This window comes from Streptomyces coeruleofuscus, assembly GCF_039532725.1.
Classification (GTDB): domain Bacteria; phylum Actinomycetota; class Actinomycetes; order Streptomycetales; family Streptomycetaceae; genus Streptomyces; species Streptomyces coeruleofuscus.
Window position 1 is genome coordinate 127,484 of sequence record NZ_BAAASE010000010.1, and the last position, 17,859, is coordinate 145,342.

A 17,859-nucleotide genomic window follows, 5' to 3' on the forward strand; every position below is an offset into this window, starting at 1 on the left:
GTGGAACTGGTCGCCGAGAGCGGCGGCCTCCGGTTAGCGGCGGGCCATGCGGCCCATGAACCGGACGATCAGGCGTCGCGGCAGGAACTTGCCGGCGAGTGCGATCGGGCGGCCGTTGGTGATCACCGACGGGGGCGCGGAGCGGCGGTCGAGCGTGTCGAGGGCGGTCCTGACGACGTGCTCGGGGGTGACTCGCTTCGCCCCGTAGTCGGCCGTCTCGCTGCCGGCGGCGTCGTAGAACTCGGTCTTCGTGGCGCCGGGGCACACGGCGAGGACGCGCAGGCCGGTGTCGTGGGTCTCCTCCCAGAGCGATTCGGTGAAGCTGAGGACGAAGGCCTTGGTGGCGCCGTACACGCTCAGGTACGGGGTCGGCTGGAAGCCCAGGAGGCTGGCGACGTTGATCAGGATGCCGGTGTCGGCGGAAGTCAGCGGGTCGATGTAGGCGCGGCTGAGGTCGACCAGCGCGCTGACGTTCAGCGCGATCATGCTCTGCAGGCGGTCCGGGTCCTCGTCGGCGAGGGCGTTGTGGCTGCCGAAGCCGGCGTTGTTGACCAGTCCGGTGGCGTGGATGCCGCGGGATTCGAGTTCGGCGCGCAGCGTGCGGCCGGCGTCGGGCTGGCCGAGGTCGCGGGCGACGACGTGCACCGTGACGCCGTGGGCGCGGGTGAGTTCGTCGGCCAGGTCCTTGAGCCGGTCCGCCCGGCGGGCGACGAGTACGAGATCCGCGCCGCGGCGGGCCAGCTGGTGGGCGAATTCCGCGCCGAGCCCGGAGCTGGCTCCGGTGACGATGACGGTCTGGCGGCGATAGTCGATTTTGTTCATGCCTTCACTCTACGCACATGCTTGCACTGAGTGCAAGTATTTGCATCTAGCGAAGAGATGTACCATCGGTGCATGGCTCAGAAACCGGCACCCCTCCGGGAACAGACCCGCTCGGTGGTTCGCGCGCTCCTCACCAAAACCGCCCTCGAACTGTTCGCGACCAAGGGGTACGACGACACGACACTCGAGGAGATCGCCGCCGCAGCGGGCGTCTCCAAACGGACCCTGTTCAACTACTTCCGCAACAAGGAAGACCTCGCGCTCAACGGCCTGTCCGAGCAGGGGGAATTGATCGCCGCGCGGCTCGCCGAGCGCCCGGCCGACGAGGACCCGTGGACGTCACTGCGCGCGGCGTTCCAGGTGCTCGAGGAGATGGACCTCACCGCCGAGCGCCGGCTCGAGATGACCACGCTGCTGTTCGGCAATGAAACCCTGCGCGCCGGCCACGCCGAGAAGCAGGCCCGCTGGCAGGACCTGTTCGCACCGCTGATCGAGCCGCGACTGCCCGACTCCGACCGCCGCACCCTGCAGGCACGCGCGATCGCGGCCGCGGCGATCACCTGCCTCCAGGCAGCAACAGAAGAGTGGATGGGCCTGGGCGGGCAGGCCGACATCTTCGACCTCTACGACACGGCCGTACAGGCCATCCGCCGCCCCGCCTCACAACCAGAGAAGACAACGACATGAGCAAGCGCCTGCCCCCCGCCGACCTGCACAACATGGCCGCCGCCCTGCGCGCCGAACGCGCCGAGATGCTGAACTTCACCAGCGGCCTCACCGACGACGAATGGACCGCGCCCAGCGCCGCAGCCGGCTGGCGCATCGCCGACGTCGTCGCCCACATCGGTGCGACGGCGCGGGGCGTCTACACACCCGCCGGCCTGCGCACGAGCTTCGCCGCCAGCCTTGAACAGGCGAACGAAGACCCCGTCGACCGACGGCGAGACTGGAGCCGCGCCAAGGTAATGGCCGAGTATCAGCGCGCCAGCCGGCGAGCCTCCACGCTCCTCGACGTCGTCAGACGCACGCCCGCAGCCCGAGTGCGGGTACGGCTGGCCGATCTCGGCCGCCACCCCATGGGACTGATGATCGGCGGCGCACTCGTCTTCGACCACCACACGCACCTGCGCCACGACATGGCCCCAGCGCTCGGCCGGCCCGTGCCGTCCACCGATGCGGACAGGATGCGCGCGGTCCTGACGTGGATGATCGCCGTACTGAGCAATCAGGTCGCGCAGGCACCGGTCGCCGGGCTCGACGCCCGCGTCGCACTGACTCTCACCGGACCTGGCGGCGGGACCTGGTGGTTCGACGAGGCGGGCGGCCTGGCTCCATCCAACGGCGCGGTCGCCGCGCACGTCACCGCTCCCACGCTGACCTTCCCCGACTGGGGCACGCAGCGGTCGTCCTGGCGCGACAGCGACGTGGCGGTCACCGGCGACACCGAGCTCGCCGACCGCTTCCTCGACGCCGTCAACATCATCTGACCGGGGCACGGAAGCCCGCCTCCCAGGCAGCCCCGGACCCCTTGTCCGCTCCTTCTGGTGGCGGCGAGTTCCGGCCGGGGCGCCACGGTTTCGAGGGCCGCGACGGCTTGTGATCGCCGGCCGACACCTCGCGCCGCCGTCTCACCTGAGCAAAGTGAGTCTCCGTAGGCTTGTCCGATTGCTCTGCTCTGGCGGCTGCCACATTGTCAGCCCAATCACCCCGGCCCTGCGGCAGGTTGGAAGGATCTTATGTGCTTCCCCGCCCCTCCCGACCAACACCCGTTCGCTCCCGGTAAAGGTCAACAACCGGTGAATGCTTCAGACCCGCACGTCGACGCCTTCGCCGAGATCTTCGGCGATCCGCCAGCCGACTACGCCGTACCTGTCGACTGGGGTCGCCAGCACGTCATGCCCGAGCCGAAACCGAGTTGCTTCGGCAGGTACTCCCACTGGATCCCGGTGTGCAGTACGTAGAGGATCCCGCACAGCACATCCCGGTCCGGCAGAGGCTTGCGGCCCGGGTACCCGAAGCGCCGCTCGCGCTGCGGCGGCAGCGGCTCCAAGCAGTCCCACAGCTCATCCGACACCATCCACGGCGAACTCTCCACACCCGACCGAACGCTCAACTCCCGTGTCGGCAGCGGCCGTCACGGTCGATCCGCCTCATTGTGTCAGCCGTTGTAAGGCGTAGATCGCGAGCGTCGTCGACACTGGCCGGGCTTGATCACGGCGAAGACCTCCGGGACTGCGCCGCACGAAGGTCTTCGTGTCCCACCGTGATGCCCGGTTCACCGTTCACTGCGGGCGGCTGCTGGTCGAACGTGTCCACGCGGGCCGCCCCATCGCCCATGCTGCTGTCCCCGACGTGTCGTGGGGACATGGCAGAACTGGTGCGCGCAACCCTGATTCCGGGTCGTGCACTCCCGTGCACAGGAAGAGGGCGGGCAGCTGACTGGCCCCGGGAGAGAGCGGGGCAGCAGGACACGGTTCGCCTGAAGGCGAGCGGCAGGCGCCCTGGTGGTCAGTCGTCGTACCGCTTGAGGTACAGCTGCTTGCCGTATTCCTGGCCCAGCCACAGACGCCGGTCTTCCCCGAAGTCGGCGAGGTTCGGATTGTCGAAGCTGTGTGGATGGTCGGTGTCGGCGTTGACGTTGACGACGACGCGTTCGAGGCACCACGCGGGGTCGGGGCCCACGGGCTCGAACCTCACGTAGACGGGGTAGCGGTCGAGGTCGTCGGTGTCCAGCTGCGGCCTTCTCGGATCGTTGTAGGCGGGGTTCTCGACGTTGGCGTCCTCACCGAGCACGAAGGTCCAGTTGTCACCGGTCCGGGTGCCGCTGGCGGTTCCGGAGGCGTTGAGCACGAACTCGCGGCCGGCGATGCCCAGGTAGACCCACCCCTGGGTTCCCCCGTGCGGTACGTCGGCGGTGCGGACATGCGCCTCGATCCTCGTGATCCTTGCCATTGGAAGTGCCCTCCTTTCTCCCGCCGAATTTCCCCGGCGGCTCTCTGAGTCTTTCTGCATTAATCCCCCCGGGGCGGGCCGCTGAATCCCCTTGGGCTGCAATGACTTTTTGATCGTGTTTGAGTCGAGAGTGAGGGCGGGGCTGCGTCCGCTAAGCCTTTCCGGCGGTATGTAGATAGCAATTACAGAACCAGGATGCCGGGTCTCCAGGTAGCGGGCACAGGTGCATCGGCGGCTCTCCCCGCCCGGCGGTCGTTTGCGCCCCCACCCGTATCCCGGCGCGCGACGGCGCACGGAGCCTGCGGGGAGAGCGCTTCGCTCAATTGAATGAACCGTTGAGGGGGGCATGTTTCCATGTGGCGCCACAGGTCAGAATGAAGAAAGTCGGCAGGAAACAACCTGCGCTTTCGTGCAGGCGAGTGCGGGCCCGAATCAGCGCATTCACTGGGCCTGCGAGGGTAATTCCTCGTCTCTCTTTTCCGGAAAGGGTGCATAACATGTCCCGTCGCCGTTCCCGTACGTCGTTCAGTCATGCGCTGCGAAATATCGTGCGTGCCACGGAGGATCTGGTGGACGACGCCCTGGACAGGGCGGGTGATTTTGAATGCGGTCTGCGGAGATCGGTCAGCCGGGCGTTGGATGACGACGACTACGACGACCATCGCGACCGCCGCGGCCACGACTACTACGACTGCGACTACGACGATGATGACTGGGGCGGACCCCGCGACCGTCAGCACCGCCGCGGTCGCCGCCCAGGTGACGGGCCCCGCCGTCGGCTCGGACCGGACGAGGGTGAGCCCTACGCGTCCGCTCCCCGGCCGGGTTCGCGTCTCCGCTCGGACGACGACCACTCCGACGGGGACCCGGACGAGCTCACGGCGCTCAAGGATCAGCTGGAGCTGCTGCGGGGGCGGATGGGCAGGCGGTTGGGCGAGGGGGACCACCCGGGGGGCAGGGGGAGGGTGCCGCGGGCCCGGGGGGCGGAGGACGCGGAAGCCCTGAAAGACGAGCTGGCGCGATTGGCCGATCGCATCGACCGTTTCCGCGATGCGCGCTGACCCTGTGCCGGGCCGCTGTGTGCCGTCCCAGGCCCGTCCGTCCCCCGGGCGGGCCGGGGGCGGACGGGGCGGCCCGGTCCGGGAGCACGAGCGATGAGCGCGGGCCGGGGGCGTGTGCTGATGCGGGTGCTCACTCACCTGGTCCGCCAGGAGGCGGCGCTCGCGGCCACGCCCGTGCCCGGAGCGGCAGAGGGAGGGGGCGCCCGGGCCGTACGCCGGGCCCGCAACGTCCGCCGTGCGTTGGAGAGTCTCGGGCCCTTCTACGTGAAGGTCGGCCAGATGCTGGCCACCCGGCCCGACATCGTGACCCCCGAGATGATCGGCGAGTTCGAAAAGCTGCAGGACGAGGTATCGCCCGCTCCCTTCGGTGACTTCGAGCCAGTCCTCCGGCAGGAGCTCGGAGCCGGCTGGGCAGCGCGGTTCCGTGACATCGACACCCAGCACCCCCTGGGCACGGCCTCGCTGTCCCAGGTGTACCGGGCGGAACTGCCGGACGGCCGGCCGGTTGCGGTGAAAGTCCAGCGTCCCGGTGTGCGCGAGACGGTCGAGGCGGACATGCAGCTCATGGGCTCCCTGTCCCGCTTTGTCTCCCGGCGGGCATGGCGTTTCAACGAGGTCATCGACGTCGAGGCCATGCTCAACGTGGTCTTCGACGCGATGCGGCCCGAACTCGACTTCGTGATGGAAGCCCGGAACATGACCGAGGCGTCCAAGGCCGCGGAGGACTTCGACTACGTCCAGGTCCCCGAGGTGGTCGAAGCCACCGGGCGGGTCCTGGTGCAGGGACTCGCTCCGGGGACGCCGATCCGGGAGGCGGACAAGGACCGGTTCGACGCCGAGGAACGCAAGGCCATCGGGCAGGACCTGCTGGCCTTCATGTACCGGGGCTACTTCGTGGACCGCATCTTCCACGCGGACCCGCACCCGGGCAACATCTTCGTCGCCCCCGGCCACCCGGCCACCCTGATCGACTGGGGCATGGTCGGACGCATCGACCGGCCCATGAGCACCAGCATCCTGCTGCTGCTTCTCAACCTGGCGATGAACGACGGAGCCGGTACCGCCCGGGCCTGGATCGACATGGGGAGCGCCACCTCGTGGGCGAACACCCCAGCGTTCGCCGGGGACATGGCTTCGCTGGTGCCGCAGATCGCCACGGCCTCCCTGGAGGAGCTCAACTTCGGAGTGACCCTCACTGCCGTGCTGCAGCACTCCACCCGTCGTGGCATCCGCACCAGTCCCATGGTCTCCATCCTGGGCAAGTCCTTCGCCAACATCGAGGGGTCCATCCGGCACTTGTGCCCGGAGCTCTCGCTCATCGACGTCTTCTCCGAGGAACTGGTCGGCATCGTCACCGACCTGGTCAAGGAGTCGCTCTCTCCCCAGCAGGCCGTCAGGACAGCCCTGGAGGTGATCACGGCAGGAGCCGCGGCGCCACAGCAGCTGCGCGGAATCACCAAGGACCTGTCCAACCGGGACCTGACCATGCGCATGAACCTCAACAACTCCCGCTCGGCCCGACGTTCCACCGGCCTGCGCAGAGGAGCGGCGGACGTGTCGTTCGCGCTCGCCACCGCGATGCTCTGGAACCACTACACCAAGGACCGGTAACCGGTGCGTCATCCGCCCCGACCCCACCCCCACACCCGACCTCACCCCCACGCCCGCTCCCGTCCACCGGCCTGCCCGCAGGGAGAAATCCCATGAGCACCGACCTCGCCGCCACGCTCGACCTCGACACCGTCCAGGACCGCATCGAGACCGTCCTGGCCGATTTCCTGCGCCGCTCACCAGCCGGCATTCCCTCCCAGAAGGGCGGAGTCGGCGAACTGACCCATGCCCTGGCCGATTTCGTCCTCGCGCCCGGCAAGCGCATCCGGCCCCTGCTGTGCGTCCTGGGCTGGCACGCGGCCGGCGGTGGCGACGGGGAGGAAAGCCTGTGGCGGGTGGCAGCGAGCCTGGAGGTCTTCCACGCCTTCGCTCTGATCCACGACGACATCATCGACAGCAGTCCCACCCGCCGCGGCCGCCCCAGCATGCACCGGGCCTTCGCGGCCCGGCACCGGACCAGGCCGGACGCCGACGCCTTCGGCGTCCACGCCGCGATCCTCCTCGGTGACCTCGCCCTCGTCTGCTCCGACGCCCTCATGAACTCGGCCGGACTGAGCAAGCGCCAGCGGCGGACGGTGCTGCCGCTGGTCGACGCCATGCGCGGCGAGGTACTGCTGGGCCAGCACCTGGACCTGCTGGCCACCGGACGACCCACCGGCGACGTCGACGAGGCGATGGCCATCACCCGCCTGAAGACTGCCAAGTACACCATTGAACGGCCCCTGCACCTGGGGGCCGCCCTCGCCGGCGCCGACCGAGACCTGCTCGCCATGTGCTCCGCCTACGCGCTTCCCCTGGGAGAGGCCTTCCAGCTGCGAGACGACCTCCTCGGTGTCTTCGGCGACCCGGCCCTGACCGGCAAGCCGGTCCTCGAGGACCTCCGCTCGGGCAAGGCCACCGTCCTCATGGCTCTTGCCATCCGGCGGGTCACGCCCGAACAGCGCAGAACACTCGACGCGCTGGTCGGCCGGGCGGACCTCGGCGAAGAGGACGCCGTGCGCATCCGGCGCATCCTCCAGCACACCGGCGCCCGGGACACCGTCGAGTCCATGATCATCGAGCGGTACGAGAGGGCCCTGGCCGCCCTCGACACCGACCTGCTCGCGCCGCCGATCGCCGCCGCGCTCCGGAAGATCGCGGCCCGCGCCGTCATCCGGACCGCCTGACCACGTCCGCTGCACGCCACTGAACTCCCTGTGCCGCGTGAGAGGAGACCCCGTGGCCGGTATTGCCCTCGACGCCCCGCCTTTCTACTGCCCCATCGAATCCGCCATCCATCCCGAGGCCGAGGAGACCGAGCGACGGGCTCTGGCGTGGATCGACCGCAGCGGTCTGTGCCGCACCGAGACCGATCGCGCCCTGTACGCCGCCACCCGCAGCGCCGACTTCTATGCACGCTTCGCCCCGCACGCCGATCCCGACCGGCTGTGGATCGCGGCCTGCTGGGTCTACTGGGGTTTCGCCTTCGACGACGCCCGCTGCGACGAGGGGCCGCTCGCTGCCGACCCCGCCGCCTTCGCCACTACGGCCTTCTCGGTGCAGCGCGCCCTGGAGGTACCTGGCCACCTGCACTGCGCCGACCCGTACGCGGCCGCCGTGCACGAGATCGGGGAACTCTTCCGCGCGGCAGCCGGCCCCGTACAGAACCGCCGCTTCCAGCAGGCCCACCGTGCCTGGCTCACCGGCGTCCAGTGGCAGATCGGCAACCGGGCCACCGGCCGCATGCCCGACCTCGACGACTACCTCAGTATGCGGCTGCACTCAGCCGGCGGAGGGCCCACCTACGCCATGCTCGAAATCGCCAACGGCTTCGACGTGCCGGACCGGGAGATGGACTCACCCGCGGTCCGCGCCCTGACCGAGATGGCCATGATGGTCGCGTCACTCGACAACGACCATCACTCACGGCTCCGCGAGACCAGCCGCCGGCAGACCGAACAGAACATCTTCAACGTCCTCATGACCCGCCACGGCTACTCCCCGCGCCATGCCGTCGACGAGGCCGTCGCTGTGCGTGACGCCGTGCTGGAGCGATTCCTCAGCCTGCGCGACCGGGTCCATCCACGCGCCAGCGGCCCTCTGCGCCACTACCTCACCGACCTCGGGCACGGCATCCGCGGCAACATCGAATGGGGACTGCGGGTCCCCCGCTACCTCAGCCCGGACGGCGTCGCCCCCGCCCAGCGGGCCCGCATTCCCACCCAATCGGCCACCATTCACTGGACCGACACTCCCCGCACCAGCCGGCAGGACCCGCGGCGACTGCCGTCCATCGCCTGGTGGTGGAACGACCTCGCCTTTTGAGGAATCACCCGGACGGTGACGCGGCCGGTCGCGTCGGCGTGCTCCTGCCCGCAGACCGAGCGCCCTTGGGATACGCCCAGTCGGGTGCCGAAGCAAACCAATGTCTCAAGTTCGATGCGAGGCGCGGCCGAGCGCGTTCCGGAGTCCGGCCGCGTCCCCGACATCTTCGTGGTGAAGGACGGAGAGCCCATGCATGCGCGACCTGGCGTCGAAGAGCCCGCAGCGAGTCAGGACGAACCCATCGCTGTCGTCGGAGCCGCCTGCCGATTCCCTGGTGAGGTCCGCTCCCTCACCTCACTGTGGCGGTTGCTGATGGCACGTCGGGAGACCGTGCGGGAGGTGCCCCCTGAACGGTGGGAGCAGGCGGAGCTGACCGGTCTTCCCGCCCAGGTGGCGGCCCGGCTGCGCTACGGCTGCTTCCTGGACGACGATGTCTACGCCTATGAGCCGGAGTTCTTCGGGATCAACGCACAGGAAGCACCCTGGGTGGATCCGGAGCACCGGCTGCTCGCCGAAGTGGTCTGGGAGGCCATCGAGCACGCCGGAATCCCGGCCCAACGGCTGTCGGGCACGCCGACGGGCATGTTCTTCGGTATCTACCAGAAGGACTACATGCTGCGTGTGCAACGGTCTCTGGAAGAGGTCAACGCCTACGCGATGTACACCGGATTCGACAGCATCGGTCCCGGACGCGTGGGGTTCATGCTGAACCTCAGGGGGCCGCAGGTCGTCGTGGAGAGCGCCTGCGCGTCCGGACTGGTCGCCGTGCACTCTGCCTGCCAGAGTTTGCGGACCGGTGAGTCGGACGTGGCGCTGGCCGGAGCCGCCATGCTGGCTCTCGGGCCGGAGGGAGTCATCGCCCCGGCGCTGTGGGGTGTTTTCTCCCCCACCGGCCGCTGCCACGCCTTCGACGCCGCCGCCGACGGCTACGTACGGGGTGAGGGCTGCGGCGTGGTCGTACTCAAACGGCTGGAGGATGCGGTACGGGCGGGGGACCGGGTTCTGGCAGTTCTCCGTGGCACGGCGGTCAATCAGAACGGCCGGGGCACGCGGCTGAGCGCGCCCTCGGAGCCCGCGCAGATCGATCTCTACCGTCTGGCGCTGGAGCGCGCGGGCGTCGACGCCGGGGACGTCGGCATGGTGGAGGCGCACGGCCCTGGCACGGCGGTGGGCGACCCCATCGAGTTCGCGGCAGTGGCCACCGTGTACGGCAAGGGACGGGACCGGTGCGCGCTGGGTTCGGTGAAGACGAACATCGGCCACACCGAACCGGTGTCGGGCGTGGCGGGCCTGCTGAAGGCCATCGCGTCCCTGCGCCACGGCATGGTGCCGGCCAGCCTGCACTTCCGGGACTGGAACCCGCAGATCGACCCCAGCGGCACCCGGCTGTTCGTGCCCACCGACACGGTGGAGTGGCCGGTGCGGAACGGCACCCGGCTGGCCGCGGTGTCCTCCTTCGGTATCAGCGGCACCAATGTGCACGTCGTGCTGGAGCAGCCTCCCGCTGCCGGCCCCGTACGGCGCGACGTCCGTCCCCTTCCGTCCGGCGAATCCGGCCCGCCCCGGCCCGACGAGGCGCTGCGCGTGTTCCCGCTGTCCGCCGGCACTCCCGTGGCCCTGCGGTCCGCGGCCGGACGACTGGCGCAGTGGCTGCGGGGAGAGGGGGCGCGGGTCCCCCTGGGAGACGTGGCGCACACGCTGGCCGTGCGCCGTTCGCCCGCCCGGGAACGAGCCGCCGTCGTCGCCGCCGACCGGTCGGAGCTGGTGGCACGGCTGGAGGAACTGGCAGCCGGGACCCCGCCCACCGCCGGGATGGCGACCGGCAGTGCGGTGCCGGATGCCGGGCAGCGGGTCGTGTGGGTCTTCTCGGGACACGGCTCGCAGTGGGCGGGAATGTGTCGGCAACTGCTGGATCACGACCCGGAGTTCACCCGGGTCATCGACGAACTCGAACCGCTCGTGGCCGAGGAGTCCGGCTTCTCCCTGCGTCAGACCCTGTGCCGCCCAGAGGTGGTGACCGGGTTCGATCGGGTGCAGCCGGTGGTTTTCGCCATCCAGTTGGGTCTGGCGGCCATGTGGCGGTCCCACGGCGTCGAGCCGGCGGCCGTGATCGGCCACTCCATGGGTGAGGTGGCCGCCGCGGTGGCCGCGGGAGCGTTGAGCGTCCGGGACGGAGTGCGGGTCATCTGCCGGCGGTCGCGCCTGATCCTGCGGACCGCCGGGCAGGGCCTGATGGCCTCGGTCGCGCTGGGTCGTGCCGAGGTCGAACGGCTGCTGGCGGAACAGGCCGTGCGAGGGGTCGGTGTCGCGGTCGTCGCATCGCCGGAGAACACCGTGATCGGTGGGGACGCCGACTGCATCCGCCGGCTCGCCGAGGAGTGGGACGCGCGCGGCGTGGGCATTCGGGTGATCGACGTGGACGTCGCCTCGCACACCGCCCACATGGACCCTGTCCTGCCCGACCTCGCCGATGCGCTCGCCGACATCACCGGCCGCACGCCGGTGACGGCTTTCTACAGCACCGTCACCGACGACCCGCGTGAACACGCCGCCTTCGACGCCGCCTACTGGTCGGACAATCTGCGCCGGGTGGTGCGCTTCGCGGACGCGGTGCACGCCGCGGCCGAGGACGGGCACCGGCTGTTCGTGGAGATCGGCCCCCACCCGGTGCTGGCCCAACCGGTACAGGCCACGCTCGCCGCGCACGGCCACAGTGACAGTGCGGTGGTGCCCTCCCTGCTGCGCGACACCGACGACGCGCTGGCGTTCCACACCCACGTGGCGGCGCTGCACTGCGCCGACCACCCACTGGACTGGGCCGACCGGTACGGCGACGGCGCCCTGGCCGACGTACCGCCGACCACCTGGGAGCGCACGCGGTACGTCGTCGCCCCCTCCCCGCTGAGTCAGTCGGCCGGGGTTCGCTCCCTGCATTCCGCACATCCGCTCACCGGACCGCACACCACGGATCCCGACGGCGAGGGACGGCATCTGTGGCAGACCCGCATCAGCCCCGCGACGCTGGCCTGGCTTGACGCGCACCGCGTCAACGATGTCGTCGTGGTGCCCGGTGCCGCTCTGTGCGAGATGGCCGTCGCCGCCGCCGCCGACCTCTACAGCACGGGGCCGGAGCGCCTGCGCATCACCGACGTCGACCTGGAACGACTGCTGCTGCCGGCCTCCGACGGCACGTCCGTCACCGCCACCGCCGAGGCAACCGGACCGGACACCGCCCGCTGGCGTGTGATCAGCACGGCTGCCGACGGAACGTGCGTCCAGCACGCGCAGGCGGGTCTGCAGGCGGCGCCCCGAGAGGAACCCGTTCCGGAAGGCTGCGATCCACAGCATCTGCTGGCGCGGTTCCCGCACGCCGTGGACGCGTCGGACGTCTACCGGCAGATGCGCGAGGAGCGCGGCGTGCACCACGGCTCGCCGTTCCTCGGTCTTCAGGCCCTGTACACGGACGAGGCACCTGAGCGGTCCTCGGCGTGCTTCGGAAGCACCCGCCTCCTGGCCCGCGTCCACGTTCCCGATGAGGGCCGGGCCGGCGCCCAAGCGCTCCACTGCCACCCCGTCGTCCTGGACACGTGCCTCCAAGCCGTCGCGGGCGCCGTCCTGCGCACCGGCACGGTGCCCGCCGGCGGCATCCTGCCACGGCGCATCGAGGCGCTACGGCTGTACGGACGGGTCCCGCTGAGTGGGTACTGCCTGGTCACGCTCGGGCGGATGGACGGCGACCGGTACACGGCAAACTTCCGGCTGTGGGCCGACGACGGGGCCGTGGTGGCGGACGCCACCGGAGTGGAGTTCCGTCACGTACCCGCCGAGAGCGCGGAAGAGCGCTTCGCCGGCCGTCTGCTCCGGGCGTCCTGGGAGCCCTGCGAGCGCGCCGCGCCGCAACCGGCGACCGGAACGTGGACCCTGTTGGGGGAACCCGGGCGCGAGTCGTTCACGACCGCGCTGGGCGCTGCCTTGCAGGAGCGGGGCGCCGCGGTGGACATCCGGACGCTCACTCCGGAAGACATCTCAGGGGACAACCCCGCACCACTGTTGTCGGCAGAGCCCGGCGGACAGGCGCCGCAGGCGGTGGTGTACCTGCCGGCACCCGGCACCGCGTCTCTGCCCCCCGACCGCCTGGCACGGGAGCAGGTCGCCCGCCTCGTGGGAACCGCCCGTGCGCTGGCGGGCACCGCGAGGGACGGAGCGGCGCCGCGGCTGTGGACCGTCACCGGCACAGCGCAGCACGTCGCGTCCGGCGACCTGCCGGACCTGGGGCAGGCAGGTCTGCGCGGGCTGGTACGGGTCCTGAGCTACGAGCACCCCGAACTGCGCCCCGGCATCCTGGACATCGACCCGCAGACACCGGTCGAGGAAGTGGCCGCCGAACTGCTGTCCTGTCCCGACGAGCAGGACGAGATCGCCTACCGGTGCGGGACGCGGCACGTGGCCCGGCTGCGCAACGCCCCACTGGACGAGCACGAACGCCGCCGGGCCACCGTCGACAGAGCGCACGACCGGGTGGCCCTGTACCTGGCACGCTCCGGTGACCTGGACTCCTTCGAGTTCGTCGCACAATCCCGCTGCCGCCCCGGACCGGGCGAGGTCGAGGTCCGCCTCGACGCCACCAGCGTCAACTTCATCAACGTGCTCCAGGCCATGGGCGTGTACCAGCGCTTCAGCGCGGGCGAGGAGCGCCCGGACGTCTGCGCGTTCGACGGCGCGGGCGTCGTCACCGCCGTCGGCGACGGCGTCCGGGACGTACGGGTGGGGGACCGCGTGGCCGCGATGTTCGTGGACGCGGAGCAGACCGCCGTCATGTCCTCCTTCACGACCGTCCGCGCCGACTGCCTCCTGCCTGTGCCGGACGGGATGAGCGCGCAGGACGCCGCCGGCCTGCCGTGCGCCTATCTGACCGCCTGGTACGCCCTGCGGCACCTGGCCCGGCTCCGGCCCGGCGAGAAGGTGCTCATCCACTCGGCGAGCGGCGGCACGGGTCTCGCCGCGCTGAACCTCGCGCGAGCATGTGGCGCGGAAGTACTGGCCACCGCGGGCAGCGAGGCCAAGCGGGCCTACCTGCGTGGCCTGGGCGTCCCGCACGTCATGGACTCCCGGACCCTGGACTTCGCCGACCAGGTGCGCGACCTCACCATGGGCCGCGGCGTCGACGTCGTACTCAACTCCCTGACCGGCCCAGCGCAGTCCGCCGGCCTGGAGCTACTGGCGCATCGGGGCCGGTTCATCGAACTCGGCAAGCGGGACATCTACGCCAACGCCCGTCTCGGGCTGCTGCCCTTCCGCCGCAACGTCACTTTCGCCGGTGTCGATGTGCTGATGATGATGCAGCAAGACCCGGACCTGCTCGCCGAGGGCTACCGCGAACTGGCCGGCATGCTCGTGGACGGCACCCTGCCGCTGCTGCCCGTCACAGAACACCCCGTCACCGAGGCGCCGTCGGCCTTCCACACCATGGCTTCCGCCCGGCACACCGGCAAACTCGTCCTCACCTGGCCCGCCGAGGGCACGGACACCCTGCCCGTGCGGCCCGAGGACGTCCCCGTCGTACGGCCCGACGCGAGCTATCTGGTCACGGGCGGGCTCGGCGGCCTGGGGCTCCTGGTCGCCCGGTGGCTGGCTGAACGAGGTGCCGCGGCCGTCGTACTCACCTCCCGCAGCGCCCCCGCCGCGGCCACCCGTTCCGCCCTCGACGCCGTCACCGCCGACTTCGGCACCCGCATCGAGGTCGTGTGCGGGGACCTCGCCGAGCCGGGCGTCGCCGACACCCTCGTCCGGGCCTCCCTGGACACGGGCAACCCGCTGCGCGGGGTCGTCCACGCCGCAGCCGCCGTCGAGGACGCCACCGTCGCCAATCTCTCACCCGCCCTCCTGGAGAAGGTCTGGCGTCCCAAGGCGACCGGAGCCTGGCTGCTCCACCACGCCACGGCCGGCCAGGAGCTGGACTGGTGGGTCACCTTCTCCTCCGCCGCCTCCCTGCTGGGCAACCCCGGCCAGGGCGCCTATGCGGCCGCCAACGCCTGGCTGGACGAGTTCACCTCCTGGCGCCGGGCCCAGGGGCTGCCGGCCACCTGCGTCAACTGGGGGCCGTGGGCGGAGGTCGGCCGCGGCGCCGGAATGGCGGAACGCGGCTACGCCATGATCGCGCCCGCGGAGGGCATCGCCGCCCTGGAGCGCATCCTCGCCCACGACCGCGACCGCACCGCCTACACTCCCGTCGACCTGTCGCGGTGGCTGGAGTCCTATCCCGCCACCGCCCGCACCGCCTTCTTCGCCGAACTGGCCGCTCCAGCAGCGGGTGGGGATTCCTCAGACGCCCGCAACGCCCTGCTGCAATCCCTGCGGGAAACGGACAGCCCCCAGCAGCGTCAGCAGCTGCTGCAGTCCCGGGTCGTCGAACACATTGCCGCGGTGCTGCGGCTGGGAACCGACCGGTTCGACGCCAACACATCCCTGGTCACCCTCGGCTTGGACTCGCTCATGGCCATCGCCCTGCGCAACCGCCTGCAACGCGAACTGGCCCTGGACATCCCCACCACGGTGATGTGGACCCACCCGACGGCCTCCGCACTCACCGGCTACCTCCTGGCCCGCCTCCACCCCGAGCAGGGACCGGACGACGCCTCCTGCGCGACGGACCCGGCCGTCACCCCGTCAGCCGTTCCCGGCTGACGGTCCCTACCCGCCCGCCCGTCCGCCCGATCGCTAGGTGGCTACCGCATGCACCCTCCTTCCGCCCCCACTCGCACCCCCCGCACGTGGGACGTGATCGTCGTCGGCGCCGGCCCGGCCGGCGCCACCGCCGCCCGAGTCGCCGCCGAGAACGGTTGTCGGACGCTGCTGCTGGAGCGCGCCGCCATCCCCCGCTACAAGACCTGCGGCGGCGGCCTCATCGGAGCATCCCTCGCCGCCCTGCCCCCCGATCTGCCCCTGAACATCTACGACACGGCCCGGCAGTTCACCTTCAGCCTCAACGGCCGCAGAGAACGCACCCTGGTCTCCGGTTCCCCGACCATCGCCATGGTCTACCGCAGCGAACTCGACGCCGCGCTGACCGAAGCCGCCGCCGCGGCAGGCGCGGAGGTCCGGGACAGCACCGCGCTGGCCACCCTGGAGCAACAGGGCGACACCGTCACCGTGAAGACCAACCGCGGCGACACGCTCCGCGCCCGAACCGTCGTCGGCGCCGACGGCAGCGCCAGCAGAGTCGCCCGGTACGTAGGAGTGCGGTGCGCACAGGTCGACCTCGCCCTGGAGGCCGAAGTACCGGTCGACACGCGGACGGCCGACCGCTGGCGAGGCCGTCTCCTGATGGAATGGGGGCCGCTGCCGGGCTCCTTCGGCTGGGTCTTCCCCAAAGGGGACGTCTGCACCGCCGGAGTGGTGGCCGCCCGCGGCGAGCCCGCCGCACTGCGCGCCTACAAGGACGACTTCCTCGAACGCCACGGACTTCGCGGCCCCCGTCCCCTCCACGACACCGGCCACCTGACGCGGTGCCGCCACCCCGGCTCCCCACTGGCCCGCGGGCGCGTGCTCGTCGCCGGCGACGCCGCGGCTCTGGTCGACCACTGGTCCCGCGAAGGCATCTCCTACGCGCTGCGCTCGGGAGAGCTCGCGGGCAACGCCGCTGCCCGCCTCGTCACCGCCGCCGACGAGGCGGAGGCGCACACCACCGCCGTCCGCTACGGACAGCAGGTCGACGACGTCCTCGGCGTCGAAATGCGCGCCAGTGGCACGCTGATGGACCTCTTCACCCGCAACCCCGGCCTCGTCCACACAGCCCTGACCCGCCTGCCGCCGGCGTGGCGTCGTCTCGATGCCTACGTCGCCGGCCGCACCAGCGTCGCAGGAATCATGACCACACCGTTCGCACGCACCGCCACTGCTCTCGCCATCCGCCTCCCACGCAGGCCTGCCTGAACCCGCCCCCGATTCGCACCCGACATCGCTTGGCCGCAGGTGCGTAGCGGCAGAGCCAGGGTTGGGCGACCGGCGGACCGTCCGGGCAGGACGGACCCATCTCCTCAGCTCCGGAGGCAGGCTGTCGACGCATCTGCGTCCAGGCGAGACCGAGACCGAGACCGAGACCGAGACCGAGGCCGTTGGCTGGCGGGTGGTGACCGTGCGGGCGTCGGTAAGATCAGCGCTCTCATGGGGGGGTGCGATGCGAACGTCGGGGCTGGGCGGCGAGGGGCAGAAGTACGCTCTGACCTCGGATGAGGACGACAGCGATTTCTGGGGCTTCGCTCACGAGGCCGAGGGGCTGTTCACGCCCCTGCCGGATGAGGAAGGAGCGCGCCGAGTGCACCTCGCGGGTTGCCTCCCGCAGGGCGGCCTACTGAGGTGCGTTGACCACGTCGGCAGTCGTCGTGCCGTGGCGGGGAACGCCTGGTTCGAGCTCCTCGACGGTGACGGTGCCACCATGGGGTCCTACTTCGTCAACGAGGTCACCGTCATCGACGTCAAGCCCTCCGCCAGCGGTGCCGGCCTCGTCGACCTGACGGTGACGCTCTGGTGCGAGAACGCCCTGCCCGGAGCGGAACGACCGTGGGAGCTGATTCGCACCGGTCACCTGAACAACACCGGAATGTGGCACGAACTCGCGCCCAAGGACCGACACGCGTGGCTGTCGGTGGCCCTGTGGTCCCGGGAGTACCACCGCCAGGGGAAGCCCGATGCGCCTGCAGGCCAGGTGTTCACCTTGGACGGCCGACATGTCGTTGACCGGGACACCTTCTACTGCGCGATCGGTGAGGCCATCAACGGACCCGGTGGATACTTCGGCTGGAACATGGACGCTCTGGACGACTGTCTGAGAGGCGGCTGGGGCGCGACCACTCCGTTCACCTTGCACTGGGACTCCTCGGCCGAGGCTCGGACGCGGTTGGCAGAGCGCGTGCCCGTCGGCGATCGCGAGCTTGTGCTGTTCGACCTCCTACTGGAGATCTTCGAGGAACGAGGTGTGAGCGTCATCCTTCGGTGAGAGCCTGTGAACCAACCCCGTCTGCGCGCAGCGGCGTCCGGTGCGCCCGCCCTTCGGGCGGACGGCGGTTTGTTCACAGGCTCTGAGCTGAACCGCTGACGGGGTGGTTCCGGA

Annotated in this window: 11 protein-coding genes and 1 pseudogene; 9 read left to right on the top strand and 3 right to left on the bottom strand. The window is 70.5% G+C overall.

The window, feature by feature from the left end; all coding sequences use genetic code 11:
* Positions 1 to 33: 33 nt before the first annotated feature.
* Positions 34 to 822 carry an SDR family NAD(P)-dependent oxidoreductase gene (locus ABFX81_RS32890; RefSeq protein ID WP_086844759.1) on the bottom strand — a complete coding sequence of 263 codons (789 nt, stop codon included), beginning with the start codon at positions 820 to 822 and terminating at the stop codon, positions 34 to 36.
* Positions 823 to 894: 72 nt separating this feature from the next.
* Here ABFX81_RS32890 and ABFX81_RS32895 point away from each other — a divergent pair, with 72 nt between their 5' ends.
* Positions 895 to 1,509 carry a TetR/AcrR family transcriptional regulator gene (locus ABFX81_RS32895; RefSeq protein ID WP_346139085.1) on the top strand — a complete coding sequence of 205 codons (615 nt, stop codon included), beginning with the start codon at positions 895 to 897 and terminating at the stop codon, positions 1,507 to 1,509.
* The gene (locus tag ABFX81_RS32900; protein WP_086844763.1) at positions 1,506 to 2,309 is read left to right on the top strand and encodes a maleylpyruvate isomerase family mycothiol-dependent enzyme; all 804 of its coding nucleotides are present in this window, start codon (positions 1,506 to 1,508) and stop codon (positions 2,307 to 2,309) included. The genes ABFX81_RS32895 and ABFX81_RS32900 overlap by 4 nt, the downstream gene beginning before the upstream one ends.
* A gap of 395 nt (positions 2,310 to 2,704) precedes the next feature.
* Here the strand turns inward: ABFX81_RS32900 and ABFX81_RS32905 are convergent.
* Together ABFX81_RS32905 and ABFX81_RS32910 are read right to left on the bottom strand one after the other, a co-directional pair.
* Positions 2,705 to 2,899, bottom strand: a pseudogene (locus tag ABFX81_RS32905) (transposase); the annotation flags it as partial.
* A 431-nt stretch (positions 2,900 to 3,330) separates the two neighbouring features.
* Entirely contained in the window at positions 3,331 to 3,774 is a 444-nt protein-coding gene (locus ABFX81_RS32910; RefSeq protein WP_346139086.1) for a hypothetical protein, read from the bottom strand.
* A 497-nt stretch (positions 3,775 to 4,271) separates the two neighbouring features.
* Here ABFX81_RS32910 and ABFX81_RS32915 point away from each other — a divergent pair, with 497 nt between their 5' ends.
* The 7 genes from ABFX81_RS32915 (at position 4,272) to ABFX81_RS32945 (ending at position 17,745) form a co-directional block, all read left to right on the top strand.
* Positions 4,272 to 4,835, top strand: a complete 564-nt coding sequence (locus ABFX81_RS32915) for a hypothetical protein (RefSeq protein WP_346139087.1) — start codon at positions 4,272 to 4,274, stop codon at positions 4,833 to 4,835.
* 93 nt (positions 4,836 to 4,928) lie between these two features.
* Complete coding sequence (locus ABFX81_RS32920; protein WP_346139088.1) at positions 4,929 to 6,446, top strand: ABC1 kinase family protein; 1,518 nt, start codon at positions 4,929 to 4,931, stop codon at positions 6,444 to 6,446.
* A gap of 92 nt (positions 6,447 to 6,538) precedes the next feature.
* A complete protein-coding gene (locus ABFX81_RS32925) occupies positions 6,539 to 7,612 on the top strand; it encodes a polyprenyl synthetase family protein (RefSeq protein WP_086853260.1) in 1,074 nt (357 codons plus the stop codon).
* 52 nt (positions 7,613 to 7,664) lie between these two features.
* The gene (locus ABFX81_RS32930; protein WP_346139089.1) at positions 7,665 to 8,750 is read left to right on the top strand and encodes a terpene synthase family protein; all 1,086 of its coding nucleotides are present in this window, start codon (positions 7,665 to 7,667) and stop codon (positions 8,748 to 8,750) included.
* A gap of 189 nt (positions 8,751 to 8,939) precedes the next feature.
* On the top strand, positions 8,940 to 15,434 hold the full coding sequence (locus ABFX81_RS32935) for a type I polyketide synthase (protein ID WP_346139090.1): 6,495 nt from the start codon (positions 8,940 to 8,942) through the stop codon (positions 15,432 to 15,434).
* A gap of 48 nt (positions 15,435 to 15,482) precedes the next feature.
* Positions 15,483 to 16,682: a geranylgeranyl reductase family protein gene (locus ABFX81_RS32940; protein ID WP_346139091.1), complete on the top strand. Its 1,200-nt coding sequence runs from the start codon at positions 15,483 to 15,485 to the stop codon at positions 16,680 to 16,682.
* A gap of 61 nt (positions 16,683 to 16,743) precedes the next feature.
* The gene (locus ABFX81_RS32945) at positions 16,744 to 17,745 is read left to right on the top strand and encodes a barstar family protein (RefSeq protein WP_346139092.1); all 1,002 of its coding nucleotides are present in this window, start codon (positions 16,744 to 16,746) and stop codon (positions 17,743 to 17,745) included.
* Positions 17,746 to 17,859: the final 114 nt, after the last annotated feature.